Origin of the sequence: Prosthecobacter sp. (genome assembly GCF_044222565.1) — a bacterium.
Taxonomy (GTDB): domain Bacteria; phylum Verrucomicrobiota; class Verrucomicrobiia; order Verrucomicrobiales; family Verrucomicrobiaceae; genus Prosthecobacter.
On the sequence record NZ_JBGANA010000017.1, the window covers coordinates 121,239 to 136,821 of the forward strand.

Below are 15,583 nucleotides of genomic sequence, written 5' to 3' on the forward strand. Positions count from 1 at the left end.
TGGCCTACTTCTGCTTCAGCCACTCTGGGAGGACGATCTCCGCGCTCTTCACTGGCGCGGTGTCGCCTTTCCAGGCAAAACCGGCTGACTCAAAGCTCGCCCGGTTTTCACGAAGATACGCAAGAAGCCGGCGGCTGAGCTGCTGATACGCGGTGTCCTTGCGCACCGCAAAAGGCTGCACCGCCTTGGCTTTGTCCGCAGGCAGCGGAATGGCCTCAAAGTGCTCCTTGTCGTTGTTGATGTTGATCCCATACACCACCGCCGCATCGAGCGAACCGGTGCGCATCTGATTGACCAGAAAATCCGCCGTGGGCACCTGGGACGAGGCGTTTTTGCTCACGCTCTCCAGCAGGTTCATTGACTTCAGAATGGACCGCGTGAGGTAGCCGATCGTGGACTGCTCCGCATTGCAGAGCCCCACTCTCAGCCCCGGCCGTGCCAGGTCCGCGAGCGTGTGGATGTTCTGGGGATTGCCCTTCGGCACGGCGATCACGATCTCGGCCTCCGTGAGCAGGATGGCCTCGGGAAACTGCTCCGCCACTGGCGGCACAAAGCAGACATCGCAGGCATAATAGACATCCGGAAACTTGGGGTTGCTGCTGTCTCCCATCGTCTTCATCGAGGCGCAGAGGATGCCGCAGCCGTTGAAGACGGTTGTCATGGTGATCCCTTCGCGCGAGGCAAACTGCTGCAGCAGTTTCTCGATGGCCGTGCGGTTCACGCCCCCGCTGTAAATGATCAAGTCCGGGCGTGCGGCCCATTTGTCTCCGGGCACCGCCTTGAAGCCCTGCTTCTCGAAAACGCCGCCGCCTTTTTCCGGTGCGGTCATGTAGCGGGCAAAGCGCAGCGCCTCGGCAGGCTGCTGGCTGTAGGCCAGCACGGCAGCCGTCGCGTGCTCTTCATGCTTGGCCAGCTCGGGCAGCGGGGCCACATCGAGTTTGAATTGCGGCACGATGGAATCCCACACAATCGCGGCATCCACAGCGCCCAGCGAGAGATCCGCGGCGATCTCAGTTACGGTGGGCTTCATCACCGCGGCTTTGGCCGCCAGCGCCTCCCACTCCGCACCGAGAAGCTTCTTCACCACACGCCCAATGCTCGCGGCCTCAGGGTTGGCGAGCGCCACTTTGATCTCCGGCTTCTTCAGCGCAGCGAGGCCGTCGATGTGCTTGGGATTGCCTTTGGCCACCGCGAGCACCGGCTTCTGCACGACGAGGGGAAACTCCTCCCGGGTGACTTCCATCTTCTTCGCATCCGCCAGGGCTCCATCATCCGCTGCGATGAAAAGATCCCCCTGCTTCGCGATCTTGAGCTGGCTCAGCAGAGTGCCCGAGCCTCCGAACTGAAGCCTGACTTCCACGCCCGTCTCTTTTTGGTAAGCAGTGGCGATCTCCTCCACCGGCTTCTTGATGCCGGCGGCACAAAAAACGGTGAGCGGCGTGGAGCGGGGCTTGGCAGGCTTGAGCGCGACCCAGGCAGCTCCGGCGAGTGCACCCAGGCAGAGGACGATGAGGAGTTTCTTCAGCATGATCTCTAAACGTGCCAGACACGCCGTGCTATGCGATCAATTTCTCGATCACCTGCCCGCCAAACTGGCTGAGCTGCTTGAAGCGCCCCGCGTGGTAGAAGGTCAGCTTGTTGTCGCTGAGTCCTAGCAGGCGCAGCAGCGTCACATGCAGATCCCGCACATGGTGCACCTCCTCCACGGCCTCCATGCCGCGGTCATCCGTGCTGCCGATCACGTGTCCTGCCTTCACCCCGCCGCCGGCCAGCCACACCGTCATCGCCTTCGGATTGTGGTCGCGGCCGTAGGCAGTTCCGCCGCGCACGCCATTGTCCGGCGTGCGGCCAAACTCGCCGCACCAGACGAGGAGCGTGTCATCCAGCAGGCCGCGCTGCTTCAAATCTTTGATCAACGCTGCGATTGGCTGGTCCACCTGCCGGATGAGATTTCCATGCGCTCGCTCGATGTAGTCGTGGCTGTCCCAGGTGCCCGCGTAGAGCTGCACAAACCGCACACCCTTTTCCACCAGCTTGCGCGCCAGCAGGCACTTCCTGCCAAACGCATCCGTGGCGTCGCTGCCGATGCCATACATCGCCTTGGTCTTCTCGTCTTCCTTGCTCAGGTCCAGCGTCTCCGGCACCTGCGTCTGCATGCGAAATGCGAGTTCGTAATTGTGCATCCGCGCCTTCAGTTCGTCATGCCACGGGTGCCCCTCCGCATGGCCCGTGTTCAGCTTCGCCAGCAGATCCAGATTCGCCCGCTGATGCTCAGACGCGATCCCCTGCGGCGGTTGCAGATCGAGAATCGGCGAGCCCTTCGGTCGCAGCGGCGTGCCTTGAAACTGCGCAGGCAGATATCCATTGCTCCAGTTTGCGCTCCCACCCTGCGGGTAGCTGATCTCCGGCAGCACCACGAAGCCCGGCAGATCTTGATTCACGGAACCCAGCCCATATGTCACCCACGCACCGATGGCCGGATCTCCGCCGAAACGGTTGCCGCAGTTCATCTGGTACATCGCCGTCGGGTGATTCACCGAGTCCACCTGGCAGCCGCGAAAGAAGCACAGCTCATCCGCCACCCCCGCGAGGTGCTGCCACGGCTCGCTCATCCACGCGCCGCTCTGGCCGTGCTGGGCAAACTTGAAGGGAGACTTCACATAGTAGCGCTTGCCGCTTTCCATGGCTGACTTCTGCTTGCCTTCGCGGACGAATTCCTTCAGGTGCAGTTTCTCCAGCGCAGGCTTCGGATCAAAGGTGTCGATGTGGCTGGGGCCGCCCTCCATCATCAGGAAGATGCAGTTTTTAGCCCTCGCAGGCACCTGCTGCGCCTTCGGTGCCAGCGGTCCTTTTGCCTCGGCTGCCATCAATGACGTCAGCGCCACGCTGCCAAGAGACGCACCCATGCCATAGACGAACTCGCGCCGCGTCGGTGCATGCAGCGCGCGCGATCCTGCACAGGGAAAGAAGGACTTGTTCATGGCTCAGTAGAGGTAGGCAAATTCATTCGAGTTCAGCAGCACGAGGCACACGTCCGCCAGTGCGCGCGTGCGGGCATCCACGTCACCGGGCTGGAGATCGGGGACGAAGTCGGCATAGCCGGGGAGGGTTTCTTGAAAGCTGAATTTCTCGCCGGTGTTTTCTTCCACCGCATCGCGCTTCACTGTAAGGGGAGGGGATGTCTTTGTGAAGGTGAGGCCGCTTTGTTTCTTTTCCATCGCCTGCCAGTGAGCTTCGCATGCGGTCTTTTCTTCGGCTGAAGGAGCGCGGCTGTAGGCGAGCTGGAAGAGGCGCGCCATCACATCCTCCGGCTTTTCCTGCATCACTCGGTGTGCCAGCGCCAGCGCCCGCGTGTGGATGGACTGCCCGTTAAACAGGCTGAAGACCTGCGGCGTGACCGTGGAAACTTCACGCGCTTCGCAGGAAAAGTCAGGGCCGGGTTCATTGAAAACCTCCATGAAAGGATCTCGCACCCCACGAATCTTCAGCGCGTACAGGCTGCGGCGATGACGCTGCGTCGGCAGCGCATTCGGCACCCACGCCGCGGCGAAGGTCCCCATCACCTGACGCGGCTGCATGGCCACTTCGATGTTGATCTCCGGCCGGTTCGGAATGCCGCCCAGTGTCGGATTGAGCTCTCCCGTGATGCTCAGCATCGCATCCCGCATCTCTTCAGCCATGAGGCGGCGGGCCTTGAAAACAGTGTAGGACTTCTCCGCTTCCTCGTGGCTGACCGTGGTGCCCTCTTTGAGGTCTGTACTGCGCCGATACGCAGCACTTGTCATGATCACGCGGTGCATCTCTTTGATCGACCACTCCTTCTCCACCAGCGTGGCGGCCAGCCAGTCCAGCAGTGCCGGATGCGTGGGCTTCTTTCCCGTGCTGCCGAAGTTGTTCGGATTTCCCGCGATGGCCTGCCCAAAATGCCACAGCCACAGACGGTTCACGATGGCTCGCGTGGTGAGCGGATTGGCTTTGTTCGCGATCCAGTTGGCCAGCGCGGTGCGGCGGCCTTCGATGGCGTCCGGAAACTCCACGCTGCCCAGCACCGAGAGCACTCCCGGCTTCACCGGCTGAGTTGGGGAAAATGGATCGCCACCGCCGAGGATGGCGGTTTGCTCCAGCTCGCCGCCGGACATGGGATCCTGCGGCATGCGGATGGGCTGGTAGATGCTGGTGACCTGCGGGGTGAGACCGTCATACACGCTGAAGGTAAAGGGTTCGTAGCGCTCCAGTTCCCATTTCAGACGCTCAAGGCCTTTGCGCGCCACCCGCTCATTGCCGTAGTCCTCAGGCTCAAAGCCGACGAGCTTGGGCGGGTACTGGTCTTCAGGAAGGTTTTGTTTTTGCAGGGCGGCACGCGCGGTCTCAAACACGCCGGTAAAGCTGCGGCCCTTCTTCATCTTGCCGCCGTTGGCAATGAAAGCGCGCGCGGAGGCCACCGCCTTGTCCCACGTGCTGCGGTCCAGCTTCTTTTGCTCATACCATTGGGCGGCATTGGCCAGCATCTTTTCGTCTAGGCGGGCGAGCATGGCCATGTGCTCGTCGCGCCGTGCCTCCAGGTATTTCCTCTCCTCGAATCCCGCGGTGTTCTCCGTCGGAAGAAAAGGCGCGGCCTGCTCCACCAGTTGCGTCGTTCCAAAGCATGCCTGGATGGAGTAATAGTCATGTGTCGGCACCGGATCAAATTTGTGATCATGGCAGCGCGCGCACTGCAGCGAATGCGCCAGAAACGTTTCTCCCACGCTGTTGGTCACATCATCCAGAAACCTCTGCCGGGCCACCTTGGCCACTTCCATGCCCGTAAGCTCCCACGGTCCCATGCGCAGAAACCCTGTGGCGACCAGCAGCTCCGGCCTGGAAGTGATTTGGGCACTCCTGCCCGCATGAGCGCCCTCTTCGCGCGCAGCAGCACTCGCATTCCCGCCATGCATCTCATCCCCCGCAATCTGCTCTTTGATAAATTGATCATACGGCTTGTCCGTATTGAAGCTGCGCACCACATAATCCCGATACCTCCATGCGTTGCCACGCTCATAGTCATTCGCAAAGCCGCTGCTGTCCGCGTAGCGCGTCACATCCAGCCAGTGCCGCGCCATGCGTTCCCCATAATGCGGAGATTCCAGCAGCCGGTTGATCAGCTTCTCAATGCTCGACTCTGGATCCTTGCCGTAGCTTTGCTCAAAAGCAGCCACCTCCTCAGGAGTCGGCGGCAGCCCGGTCAGATCAAATGTGGCGCGACGGATGAAGCTGCGAGCATCAGCAGCGGGCGCGGGGGCTTTGACATCCAGCAGCGCATCCACCGGGTGTTTGCCTGCCGGGACGGCCGGCTTCTTCACCGGTTGGTACGCCCAGAGACCTTCCGGCTTGTAGCGTCGATTCGCCCATTCAGGTGAAAGCGCTCCCGTCGTTTTCACCGTCACGCCGTCCTCCGCGCTCCATTTCTCCGCGTTCGCCTTGGCAATCGCCTCACGCTTCACCTCATCCGGCCACGGCGCACCACCCGCGATCCATGCCTTGATCCAGCCCAGCTGCTCCGCGTAAAGCTTGTCCGCTTCCTTTGGTGGCATCGCCTCCCAGTCATCCTCATGCTGGCGGGTGGAGGCGAGATACAGCGGACTCTCCTCAGGCTTCCCGGGCACCACCGCTGTCTTCTCGCTCTCGCCGCCTTTAAGCGTGCTCTGCAGCGTGCGCATGTCGAGCCCGCCCTTGATTTTATTTTTGTCATTGCCGTGGCAGGCCAGGCACTTCTCCTGAAACAGCGGCCACACGCGGCGCACGAAGAGCGCCTCGGCATCCGCGGCATGAAGGGAGGATGCGCCGAGCAGGCAGATCAAAAGGATTTGGTGGGTGGTCATTCGGGTTTGCCGTGGTCGTAAAGGTTACGCACTTCAGAAACATTTAATGCGGCGCTGTAGATCGCAAATTCATCGATTGCGCCGTTCAGATTGCGGATGGGAAACGGGTGCCCCTGCGTGGGCAGCCCCCAGTTGCCTATTTCGCACGGTCCAAAAACAATGTCGCGCCCGCGCTGGTGCAGCTTGGATATTTCCCGGCCCACCTCCTGCCCGTCGAAGTATTGGATGACCTCTCCACTCACATTCTCATACGTCACCGCCAGATGGTGCCAGCGTCCCAGGCTGTCGGCGGTGAAGACCGGCCTGCTGAAATACATCTGATTGTACTTCGCATTCTTGGCCGCCTCTGCCGGACGATACATCACGGAAAACATCAGGCTCCCATCCTCATAGATCTGCCAGTGCGGTTCGCCATTGTCGTAGCCGTCCGTCAGCAGCAGCGAGTTGTATTTCTTGTCCACGGAATCAACCTTCACCCAGCAGGCGAGCGTCAGGGCTTGGTAGGTGCCGTCGAGGTTGAGCCTCACCCGGTCGCCTGGCCGCTTGAACTCCAGCGCTTCCTTCTTCGGCCAGCGCCCCTGCGTCCAACTGGCACCGACCGCACCACCGGCGCGGCTCGGGCGGCGGGGTTCGGTGAAATTGTTCACGAGGCGGTCCCAGCGGTCATTCTCCCAGTGCTTGAAGGTGTAGTAGGCAATGAGGCGCGGGTCTTTGCGCGTGGAAAGAGACCACTGCTGCCATTGATCAAAGCGCTGGCTGTCGCGCTGTTGCACGAGGCCGTGAAGCTCATTGATGGAGAGGAAATCCTGCGGTGAGATGCCGGCGACATTGGCGGAGGCCAGCGACATCCCTTGCTTGAGACTGGCGGGAGCTTCGTTGCCTTGATGGGCGATGACCTCGCCCTCAAACACATGCACCGCGCTGGTGTTGTCCTTCACATTGAGGGCAAACTCAGTGCCGAGGTCTTCGAGCTTCAGGCCGGGCGCGTGCATCATGAAGCCACGCGCGGCGGGCGGCACGTGCACACGCACGCGACCACTGAGGCAGCGCGCCTCCCAGGCGGAGACGATTTCGATCTCGGCTGCGCCTTCGATCAAAGCGGTGGCTCCGCTGTAAAACTCGATCTGCGCCAGGCCCTGGGCGAGTTGGATGCGCCCGGGCTTGAGGGTGTCGCCACTGCGCGGTGCGGTGCCGGTGAATCTGGCATCCATCGTCTGGCTGAGCATGGCCACGCCATTGGACGTGGCTTCCGTTTCAACTTGATGGCGCGGCCAGAAAAGAAAGGCGCAAACGATGGCCGCAGCCGCTGCGGCGAGAGAGGGCCCCCATCGCCGCGGCTTGCGTTTCGGCGTCGTGGGTTGCAGGCGCCCAGTATTCACGGCGGGCTGCTGCAGCAGGCGTGCGTGCTGATCCACCAGCTCCAGGTAAAGCCGGCGCGCCTTCCAGTCGGACCGCAGCAGGTCTTCGAGCTGCGCCTGCTGCTCGGCGGTGATCTCGCCATCGATCTTGGCGTGGATGAGAGATTCCAGATTCGTGCTCATGTGAGGCCCTCCGTTTGCAGCTGGCGTGTCACGCATTCATGCAGCCGTTGCCGCAGCAGCTCCAGATTGCGGAAAAGCGTGCGCCGGCTCAGCGAAAATCGGCTCATCATCTCCTCTGCGCTCTGGCGCAGCGCATACCGGCTGGTCACGAGTTCCTGATCCTGTGCCGTGAGCTTTTGCAGACAGCCATCCAGCAGCCGCAGCCGTTCATCCAGCTGCGGCTCGATGTGCGTGCGCTCGCTGGCCAGCAAATCCATCACGTCCTCGCTGAAGAGAAGCGGAGAGTGGGCGGATTTTTCCCGATACTTCTGCACTTGAAGATACGCAAAGCGGTAGGCCCACGGCAGAAAAGGCCGCGTCGCATCATATTGGTCAAGCTTCCGATACAGCGCCAGACTCGTCTCCTGCAGAATGTCCCGCGCATCCGCCTCCTTCGGCACCAGGCTGAAAATGTATCGAAACAGCGCCTCCTGATGCTGCGTCAGCAGCAGCACGAGAGTTTCGGTGCTGGAAGGTGAGTCTGGCATGGTCTCAATGTATTCCCGGCGGGGAGGAGTCGAGTGCCAAAAAATTATCGAGCATCCAGTGTGGCGTCATGAATCTCCTTCGCCTCCCTCGTCAGCTTCTGGACAATCTCAGGATGCTGCGCCGCCACATCCGTCGTCTCACTCACATCCCTCTGAAGATCATACAGCTTCGGCTGCGCACCCAGATGCAGCTTCCACCGCCCCTCGCGCATGGATTGCAGCCGACGCTCCTTGAGGCCATACAAGGAATAAAGCGTGCCGCGCACAGACCTCGCGCCAGCTCGCCCCAGCAGAACATCAGTCTGATCAAAACCATCGATCTTCTCAGGCGGTGACCTGCCGACAAGCTTGGCAAAAGTAGGCATCAGGTCGAGCGTGCTCACAAACTCATCACACACTCGCTGGGCAGGCACCTGCCCCGGCCACCACGCAATGCAGGGCACCCGCAGCCCTCCTTCATGGACAGTGTGCTTGGTCCCCGTGAGCGGCGCGGCCGTGCCGGGAGTCTTGCGCTCTGGCCCATTGTCACTGGTAAAAATGACCAGCGTCCTTTCCGCGAGATTCAGCACACGCAGTTTCTCCAGAATCTGCCCCGTGCTGTCATCCAGCTCTTCAACCGCATCCCCATAAAGCCCCCTCTGCGATCTGCCTTTGAACTTCGCCGAGGCATCAAACGGGATGTGCGGCATCGCATGACCAAGATACAAAAAGAACGGCCGCTCACGATGCTCCTCAATGAACTTCAGCGCCTCCGCCGTATAAAGCCCCGTCATCTCCGCTGGCACCGCGGGCCGCTTTTCCACAAGATCTCCCCGCAGCACTGGCATGCCACCGTCCTTTTCAAACAGGTCAGTCTCGAATTTATCGAGGTTGTGCAGCACGCCGTAGTAGCTGTCAAAACCCTGGTCCATCGGACGCATGCCTTTGAGAAAGCCCAGGTGCCATTTGCCGATGCAGCCGGTGGCATGTCCCGCAGCTTTAAAAACTTCCGCCAGTGTCGTCTCCGTCCCCGCGAGGCCCGTCTGTGCATCCGGCCGCAGCACGCCCACCGCCAGCCCCACGCGGCCCGGATACTTCCCCGTCATCAATGCCGCACGCGATGGCGTGCAAAGCGCCGTCGTCACCGAAAAATCCGTGAACCGCGTTCCCTCCGCCGCCATGCGGTCCAGCTCCGGCGTGCGGATGTCCTTGGCGCCGTAGCAGCCCAGATCGCCGTAGCCCAGGTCGTCGCAGTTGATGAGTATCACATTAGGCACGGCGGCGTGCGCCTGAAAGCTCAGTACAATCGCGAGCAGCAGATGGCGTGAAGGGAACATGTGGAAGGTGACGTTGCGGTTATCCCTCTTTATCGCCAGTTTGTGCCAAAATTCAGCGCTCACCGCTTCGCATGAATCTCAAATCCCTCGCCCAGCATCTCGGCATCTCCGCCAGCACGGTCTCACGTGTCATGGCGGGACGCGGTGATGAGTTCCGCATCGCGAAGGAGACTCAAAAGCACATTCTGGATGAAGCCGCCGCCATGGGGGTGCGCCCGGATGAACTCGCCCGCAGCCTCCGCCTGCAAAGCACACGCACGCTCGGACTCGTGATTCCGGACATCTCCAACCCCTTCTTCGCCGCGCTCGCCCGCGCCGTGGAGCGCCGCGCCCGTTCGCTGGGTTACACGGTCCTGCTGGCCGACTCCCAGGAGTCGGACGAAGTCGAGGCGGAATGCATCCGCACACTGCTGGACCGCCGCATCGATGGCCTCATCCTCGCACCCGTCGGCGGAGACAGCGCACATCTTCAGCCCCTCATCGCCTCCCGGCTTCCTCTCACCCAGGTGGACCGCGTGTTCACCGCATTGAAAACCGCCGCAGTGGTCGCCGACAACTTTACCGGCGCCTGCGAGGCGGTGAAGCGCCTGGTGAAGCTCGGCCATCGCCGCATCGCCTGCCTGCAGGGCAGGGAGGACAGTTCGGTCATCATGGAGCGCGTGCGCGGCTATCGCTCCGCATTGTGCGATGCCGGACTGCGCGTCGAAAACAAATTCCTCGTCGGCGGCGAGCACTCCCAGGCCATCGCGCGAGAGCACACCTTGCGCCTGCTGGAGATGAAGCCGCGTCCCACCGCGATTCTTGCCCTCAGCAATCAGCTTGCACTTGGCGCTCTGGAGGCTGTGCGAGAGCGCGGACTTGCCATCCCAAACGATCTCTCTCTCATCGCTTTCGACGAACAGCCCTGGGCGACGCTTCTCTCCCCCCCGCTCACCACCCTCGCCCAGCCGGTGGAGGACATGGGCACAGTCGCGGTGGACCGCCTCTGTGACCTCATCAAGCGCGGCGCCAGAACCTCCCGAAAGACCCTCACGACCCTCCCTGTGCGCCTGATCGAGCGCGCCTCCATCGGTCCCAGGAAGAAAGATTGACCGAAAGACTTCCTTCTGCACAATCGTTTGCGCAAATCCCTCTTTTCCAACCATGAAATGCCTCACTCCACTTCTCCTGGCCAGCCTGGCGCTGCTTTCCTGCAAGCCCGCAGGCGGTCCCGCCAGCTCCTCCGCCTCAGGAAAATCCAAGGTGGCTCTCGTGATGAAATCCCTGGCGAATGAGTTTTTCCAAACCATGGCCGAAGGCGCGAAGAAGCACCAGGCCGCACACGCAGGCGATTACGAGCTTCTCGTCAACGGCATCAAAAACGAGACCGATCTCTCCGAGCAGGTGGGCCTCGTCGATCAAATGGTGTCTCAGGGCGTGCAGGCCATCGTCATCGCCCCGGCGGACTCCAAGGCGCTTGTCACCGTGCTCAATCGCGCCAAGTCCGCAGGCGTTCTCGTCATCAACATCGACAACAAGCTCGATGCCGACACCCTTCAAAAAGCCGGACTCAGCATTCCCTTCGTCGGCCCCGACAATCGCGCCGGCGCGAAAGCTGTCGCGGAGGTTCTCGCAAAAAAGCTCAAGGCAGGCGATGAAGTTGCCATCATTGAAGGCGTGACCACCGCCTTCAATGGCCAGCAGCGCAAAGCCGGCTTTGAAGACGCCATGAACGCCGCCGGCATGAAAGTGGTGGCCTCACAAAGCGGCCAGTGGGAGATGGAAAAAGCCAACGCCGTCGCCGCAGGCATCCTCGCTGCAAATCCCAACGTCAAAGCTCTCCTCTGCGCCAATGACAACATGGCCCTCGGCGCCGCCGCCGCCGTGCAATCCGCCGGCAAGACCGGTCAGGTGCAGATCATCGGCTTCGACAACATCGCCGCCCTTAAGCCCCTCCTCGCCGACGGTCGCGTCCTCGCCACCTGCGATCAACATGGTGATCAGCTCGCCGTCTTCGGCATCGAAGCCGCGCTAAAAATCCTCAAGGACAAGACCACGCCTGCCGACCAGCAGACACCGGTGGATGTTGTGGTGAAATGAGACTGGAAAATATTGTTTAAATGAATATCACAGGCATCGAGTTCTACCGCGATGGTGGTTCCATCGAGTTCTTCATTGAACGAGGTGGAATCAAAGAGAGGATTTGGCTTGAAACTCCCTTCGCTGGCGAACCACGAGCTCTTTTGATCGACTCAAACAAAGCAATCAAAGGGGGCGAGGCGGCAGCCTTACTTTCTGCTGACATCGAACGATGGTGGGCTGGACTTGGTGAAGAAATGCGAAAATCGGTGCTGGATGAAATGTCACGAAAGGACTTCTCCAGCAGTCCGAATGCAATCACGGAAAAAGCCTGGGAGTTGAGCCGTGTTCGTTTTGTTGGGGACTACATCGCCAAGCACTACATCTGAATTCAGAACACATGCGCCGCTTCACCGATTTCTTCATCCTCATCGCTGTCCTCGCAGCCATGATCGTGTTCTTCGGTCTCATGCGGGACAGCTTCTTCAGCATCGTCACCCTTGGCACCGTGGCAAACCGCATCCCCGCCCTCGCGCTCGTGGCCACGGGCATGACGCTGGTCATGGTCACTGGAGGCATTGACCTCTCCGTGGGTTCGCTGCTCGGACTGTGCGGTGCGGTGGTCGGCGTACTCATGGCGGATCTGCATTGGGCTCTGCCGCTCGCATTGCTCGTCAGCGTAGCCGTCGGAGCCTTGCTCGGCGGCACCACCGGCGCAGTCAGTGTGAAGCTGCGCCTTCCGTCCTTCATCGTTTCCCTCGGCATGCTGGAGATCGCCCGCGGCCTCGCCTTCCTCACCACGAACTCGCAGACGAAATACATCGGTGCGGACATCGAATCCCTCGGCGCGCCCTTCGGCGGACTCGTCATCTCCCCCGCATTTGTAATCAGTCTTCTCGTCGTCGCAGCAGGGCAGGTGATGCTCTCCCAGATGGCCATCGGCCGCCACCTCCTCGCCATTGGCGCAAACCGCGAGGCAGCCCTCGTCTCCGGTCTGCCCGTGGATCGGCCACGCATCTTCGCTCATGCGCTGCTCGGTGCGCTCACGGGTCTCGCCGCCGTCTTCAATGGTTCACGCCTCGGCTCTGCCGATCCCAATGCCGGCACAGGCTTCGAGCTCGGCGCCATCGCCGCCGTGGTCGTCGGCGGCACGAGCCTCATGGGCGGCCGCGGCTCCGTGGTCAAAAGCTTCATGGGCGTCCTCATCATCGCCACGCTCGAGGCCGGCCTCATCCAGGTGGGAGCCACCGAGCCGGTGAAGCGCGTCGTCACCGGCCTCGTCATCATCGCCGCAGTCCTGGCTGATACCTGGAGGAGAAAATAATCCGCATGAAACCTCTGACCTTCTTGCTGTTCCTTGCTGCTTCTGCTTTCGCAGAAAAGCCGCGCATCATCTTCGACACCGACATCACCGGGGACGTGGACGACGTCCTCGCTCTGACCATGTGCCACACCCTCGCAGATCGCGGCGCTTGCGGCCTTCTCGGAGTCACAATCTCAAAGGACAATCCGCTCTCCGCCAGCTTCGTGGACGCGCAGAACACCTTCTACGGCAGGCCCGATCTTCCGATCGGAGTAACGCGCGATCCCAAAGCTCAAAAGCGCCCCAGCAGTTATTTGAAGCTGGCCGATTCCCCCGAATATCCGCACGATCTGAAAAGCAACGATGCCGCGCGCGAGGCCGTGGATCTGCTGCGTGAACTGCTGGCAAAGCAGCCCGACAACAGCGTTTCCATCATCAGCGTTGGCATCGCCTCAAACATGGCAAACCTCCTCAAATCAAAAGCGGACAAGCACTCTCCGCTCGATGGCCCCGCACTCATCCGTCAAAAGGTGAAGGCGCTTTCCATCATGGCCGGAGCCTTCGCCTTCTGCAATCGCACCAACTATCACCTGGAAGCAAACGTCATCAATGGCATCGCATTCATGCAGACGGTGGCAAACGAGTGGCCCGAGGACGTGCCGGTGTACTGGAGCGGTTACGAGATCGGCGAGGCACTGCCATTCCCACGCGACAGCATCGCAGAGGATTTTGGCTACACACCGCACCATATCGTAAGAGAGGCCTATCTGCTCCACAGCGGCCCCGCGCACGATCGCCCCTGCTGGGACGAGAGCAGCGTGCTTCAGGCAGTGTTTCCAAATCGCGGATTCTTCGGCCTCTCCTCCCCCGGGCGCGTGACCGTGGGCACGGATGGCTTCACCAAATTCACCCCACCCGGCAAAGATGCCAGGGGCGGCAAACGCGACCGCTTTCTCACGATGTCATCCGTTCAACAGGCCCGCGTGCTCGAGGCCATCGTTCAAACCACCGTTCAACCACCTAAAAAATGAAGCGTTTCATCACTCTCCTCTTCTGTGCCATCTGCGGTCTCTCCCAGGCCGCCCCCGTCAAGCTCATATTCGACACCGACATGGGCAATGACGTCGATGACCTGATGGCCCTCGCGATGATCCACAATCTCCAAAAGCGCGGCGCATGCGAGCTGCTGGCCGTGACAGTCACCAAAGATCACCCACAGGCCGCCGCTTTCGTCGATGCTGTAAACACGCTCTACGGCTACCCGGACATCCCCATCGGCGTAGTCCGCGATGGCGCGGCAAAGGAAGCGGGAAAATTCAATCTCCTCGCCGATGAAAAAAACGCCGACGGCAGCCTGCGCTATCCGCATGATCTCAAAAGCGGCGCAGACGCTCCGGAGGCCGTGGGCCTCATCAAAGACATCCTCGCCAAGCAGCCAGACGGCAGCGTCGTCATCGCCCAGGTCGGCTTTTTCACAAATCTCTCACGCCTGCTTGACTCTCCTGGCGGCAAGGACCTGGTCGCAAAGAAAGTCAAAGTCCTCAGCATCATGGCGGGTGCCTTTCAGACCGTTCAGTGGGACACCCGCCATCTGGAGTACAATGTAAAACTCGACGTGCCCGCCGCGCAAAAACTCGCCAAAGAATGGCCAACACCCATTGTGTGGAGCGGTTACGAAATCGGTGTCGCAGCCGCGTTTCCTCACGTCGTGATCGAGGAGGACCTCAACTACATCCCTCACCACCCGCTGAAAGAGGCCTACTACTTGTACAATCCTCCGCCGCATGACCGCCCCACCTGGGACCCCACCTCCGTGCTGTATGCCGTGCTGCCAGATCGCGGTTACTTCGATCTCTCCCCGCCCGGAACAGTCATTGTTGAAAAGGATTCCGCCACGCTCTTTCGCGCCGACAAAAAAGGCAAAGGCACCCACCGCTTTCTGGTCATGAGCGCAGCGCAGTCCGCCCGTGTTCGCGAAGCCATCGTGCAGCTCAGCGTCGAGCCACCACCCGCAAAGAAATAAACAATGCCCACGCCGCGTCCCAAGATCGTCGTCGTCGGCTCGCTCAATGTGGACCACACCCTGCGTGTCCCCCACATCCCCGCTCCCGGCGAAACCCTCACCTCCAGCAGCATGCTCACATGCTTTGGAGGCAAGGGCGCAAACCAGGCCGTCGCGGCAGCGCGCGCGGGAGGCGCAGTCAGCATGATCGGCTGCGTCGGCCATGATGATTTTGGTTCTCGCTACATCGAGCACCTGCACAGCGAAGGCATCGATACCACGGGCCTCATCCGCTCCGCCGCGCCCACGGGTTCCGCCTTCATTGCCGTGGACGATCACGGTGAAAATTCCATCATCGTAAACGCCGGAGCCAATCACGCCATCACGCTGGACGATATCGAAAATCAGGCGTCCCTCATTCGCGGCGCAGAGCTGCTTCTCTTGCAGCTCGAATGCCCGCTCCCCGTGGTCCAGCGTGCGGCGGAGATCGCCCGCGCCGCAGGCGTGCAGGTAATTTTGAATCCATCCCCGCTTAGTGCAGAATATCTCGCCGCGAGATTCGCGGTCGATACCCTGATCGTGAACGAAGGCGAAGCCGCGCAGATCACCCCCGGCCAAAATTTGCGCGAGGCCATGTGCCGCCACCTCATCATCACCCGAGGCGCAGACACCACACTCAGCATCACGGCAGATCGCACCGAAGAAATCGCACCACCCCAGGTCACTCCTATCGACACCGTGGGCGCAGGAGACACTTTCACAGGCGCGTTCGCCGTCGCAAGCAGCGAAGGCTGCGAAAACCCAGTTCATTTCGCCAATGCAGCCGGTGCTCTAGCCACCCTGAAACCCGGAGCACAGCCCGCGATCCCGACGCGCCAGGAGATCGAGGCGTTTGCGAGCAGATGAATCAGTGTTGCGGGCACTCCTGCCCGCAACTCGAGCGTCCCACCGCATTCGCTTCGGGCAAGAGCATCCGAA

General features: G+C 61.1%; 13 protein-coding genes. 7 read left to right on the forward strand and 6 right to left on the reverse strand.

Features of this window, described 5'->3' with window-relative positions; genetic code table 11:
• Positions 1–4 precede the first annotated feature (4 nt).
• From modA to ACILSR_RS22705, 6 genes are read right to left on the reverse strand one after another with little or no spacing between them, the layout of a single operon-like run.
• The gene (gene modA / locus ACILSR_RS22680) at positions 5–1,528 is read right to left on the reverse strand and encodes a molybdate ABC transporter substrate-binding protein (protein ID WP_395752086.1); all 1,524 of its coding nucleotides are present in this window, start codon (positions 1,526–1,528) and stop codon (positions 5–7) included.
• 28 nt (positions 1,529–1,556) lie between these two features.
• The gene (locus ACILSR_RS22685; protein ID WP_395752087.1) at positions 1,557–2,981 is read right to left on the reverse strand and encodes a DUF1501 domain-containing protein; all 1,425 of its coding nucleotides are present in this window, start codon (positions 2,979–2,981) and stop codon (positions 1,557–1,559) included.
• A 3-nt stretch (positions 2,982–2,984) separates the two neighbouring features.
• Positions 2,985–5,858 carry a PSD1 and planctomycete cytochrome C domain-containing protein gene (locus ACILSR_RS22690; protein WP_395752088.1) on the reverse strand — a complete coding sequence of 958 codons (2,874 nt, stop codon included), beginning with the start codon at positions 5,856–5,858 and terminating at the stop codon, positions 2,985–2,987.
• Positions 5,855–7,399 (reverse strand): LamG-like jellyroll fold domain-containing protein, encoded by a 1,545-nt coding sequence (locus ACILSR_RS22695; protein WP_395752089.1) that lies wholly within the window; start codon positions 7,397–7,399, stop codon positions 5,855–5,857. Before ACILSR_RS22695 ends, ACILSR_RS22690 begins: the two co-directional genes overlap by 4 nt.
• On the reverse strand, positions 7,396–7,926 hold the full coding sequence (locus tag ACILSR_RS22700; RefSeq protein WP_395752090.1) for a sigma-70 family RNA polymerase sigma factor: 531 nt from the start codon (positions 7,924–7,926) through the stop codon (positions 7,396–7,398). The genes ACILSR_RS22695 and ACILSR_RS22700 overlap by 4 nt, the downstream gene beginning before the upstream one ends.
• Before the next feature lie 44 nt (positions 7,927–7,970).
• Positions 7,971–9,242: a sulfatase gene (locus tag ACILSR_RS22705; RefSeq protein WP_395752091.1), complete on the reverse strand. Its 1,272-nt coding sequence runs from the start codon at positions 9,240–9,242 to the stop codon at positions 7,971–7,973.
• 71 nt (positions 9,243–9,313) lie between these two features.
• Between ACILSR_RS22705 and ACILSR_RS22710 the strand changes: the two genes are divergently transcribed.
• Genes ACILSR_RS22710 through ACILSR_RS22740 form a run of 7 tightly spaced genes read left to right on the forward strand, consistent with a single transcriptional unit; the run spans position 9,314 to position 15,511 of the window.
• Complete coding sequence (locus tag ACILSR_RS22710; RefSeq protein ID WP_395752092.1) at positions 9,314–10,333, forward strand: LacI family DNA-binding transcriptional regulator; 1,020 nt, start codon at positions 9,314–9,316, stop codon at positions 10,331–10,333.
• 52 nt (positions 10,334–10,385) lie between these two features.
• Positions 10,386–11,321, forward strand: a complete 936-nt coding sequence (locus ACILSR_RS22715; RefSeq protein WP_395752093.1) for a sugar ABC transporter substrate-binding protein — start codon at positions 10,386–10,388, stop codon at positions 11,319–11,321.
• Between the two features lie 20 nt (positions 11,322–11,341).
• Positions 11,342–11,689: a hypothetical protein gene (locus tag ACILSR_RS22720; RefSeq protein WP_395752094.1), complete on the forward strand. Its 348-nt coding sequence runs from the start codon at positions 11,342–11,344 to the stop codon at positions 11,687–11,689.
• Positions 11,690–11,700: 11 nt separating this feature from the next.
• Positions 11,701–12,624: an ABC transporter permease gene (locus ACILSR_RS22725; RefSeq protein WP_395752095.1), complete on the forward strand. Its 924-nt coding sequence runs from the start codon at positions 11,701–11,703 to the stop codon at positions 12,622–12,624.
• Between the two features lie 5 nt (positions 12,625–12,629).
• Complete coding sequence (locus ACILSR_RS22730; RefSeq protein WP_395752096.1) at positions 12,630–13,634, forward strand: nucleoside hydrolase; 1,005 nt, start codon at positions 12,630–12,632, stop codon at positions 13,632–13,634.
• Positions 13,631–14,626, forward strand: coding sequence for a nucleoside hydrolase (locus ACILSR_RS22735; protein ID WP_395752097.1), 996 nt, complete (start codon positions 13,631–13,633; stop codon positions 14,624–14,626). Before ACILSR_RS22730 ends, ACILSR_RS22735 begins: the two co-directional genes overlap by 4 nt.
• A gap of 3 nt (positions 14,627–14,629) precedes the next feature.
• Positions 14,630–15,511: a ribokinase gene (locus ACILSR_RS22740; protein WP_395752098.1), complete on the forward strand. Its 882-nt coding sequence runs from the start codon at positions 14,630–14,632 to the stop codon at positions 15,509–15,511.
• The last annotated feature ends 72 nt before the right edge of the window (positions 15,512–15,583 follow it).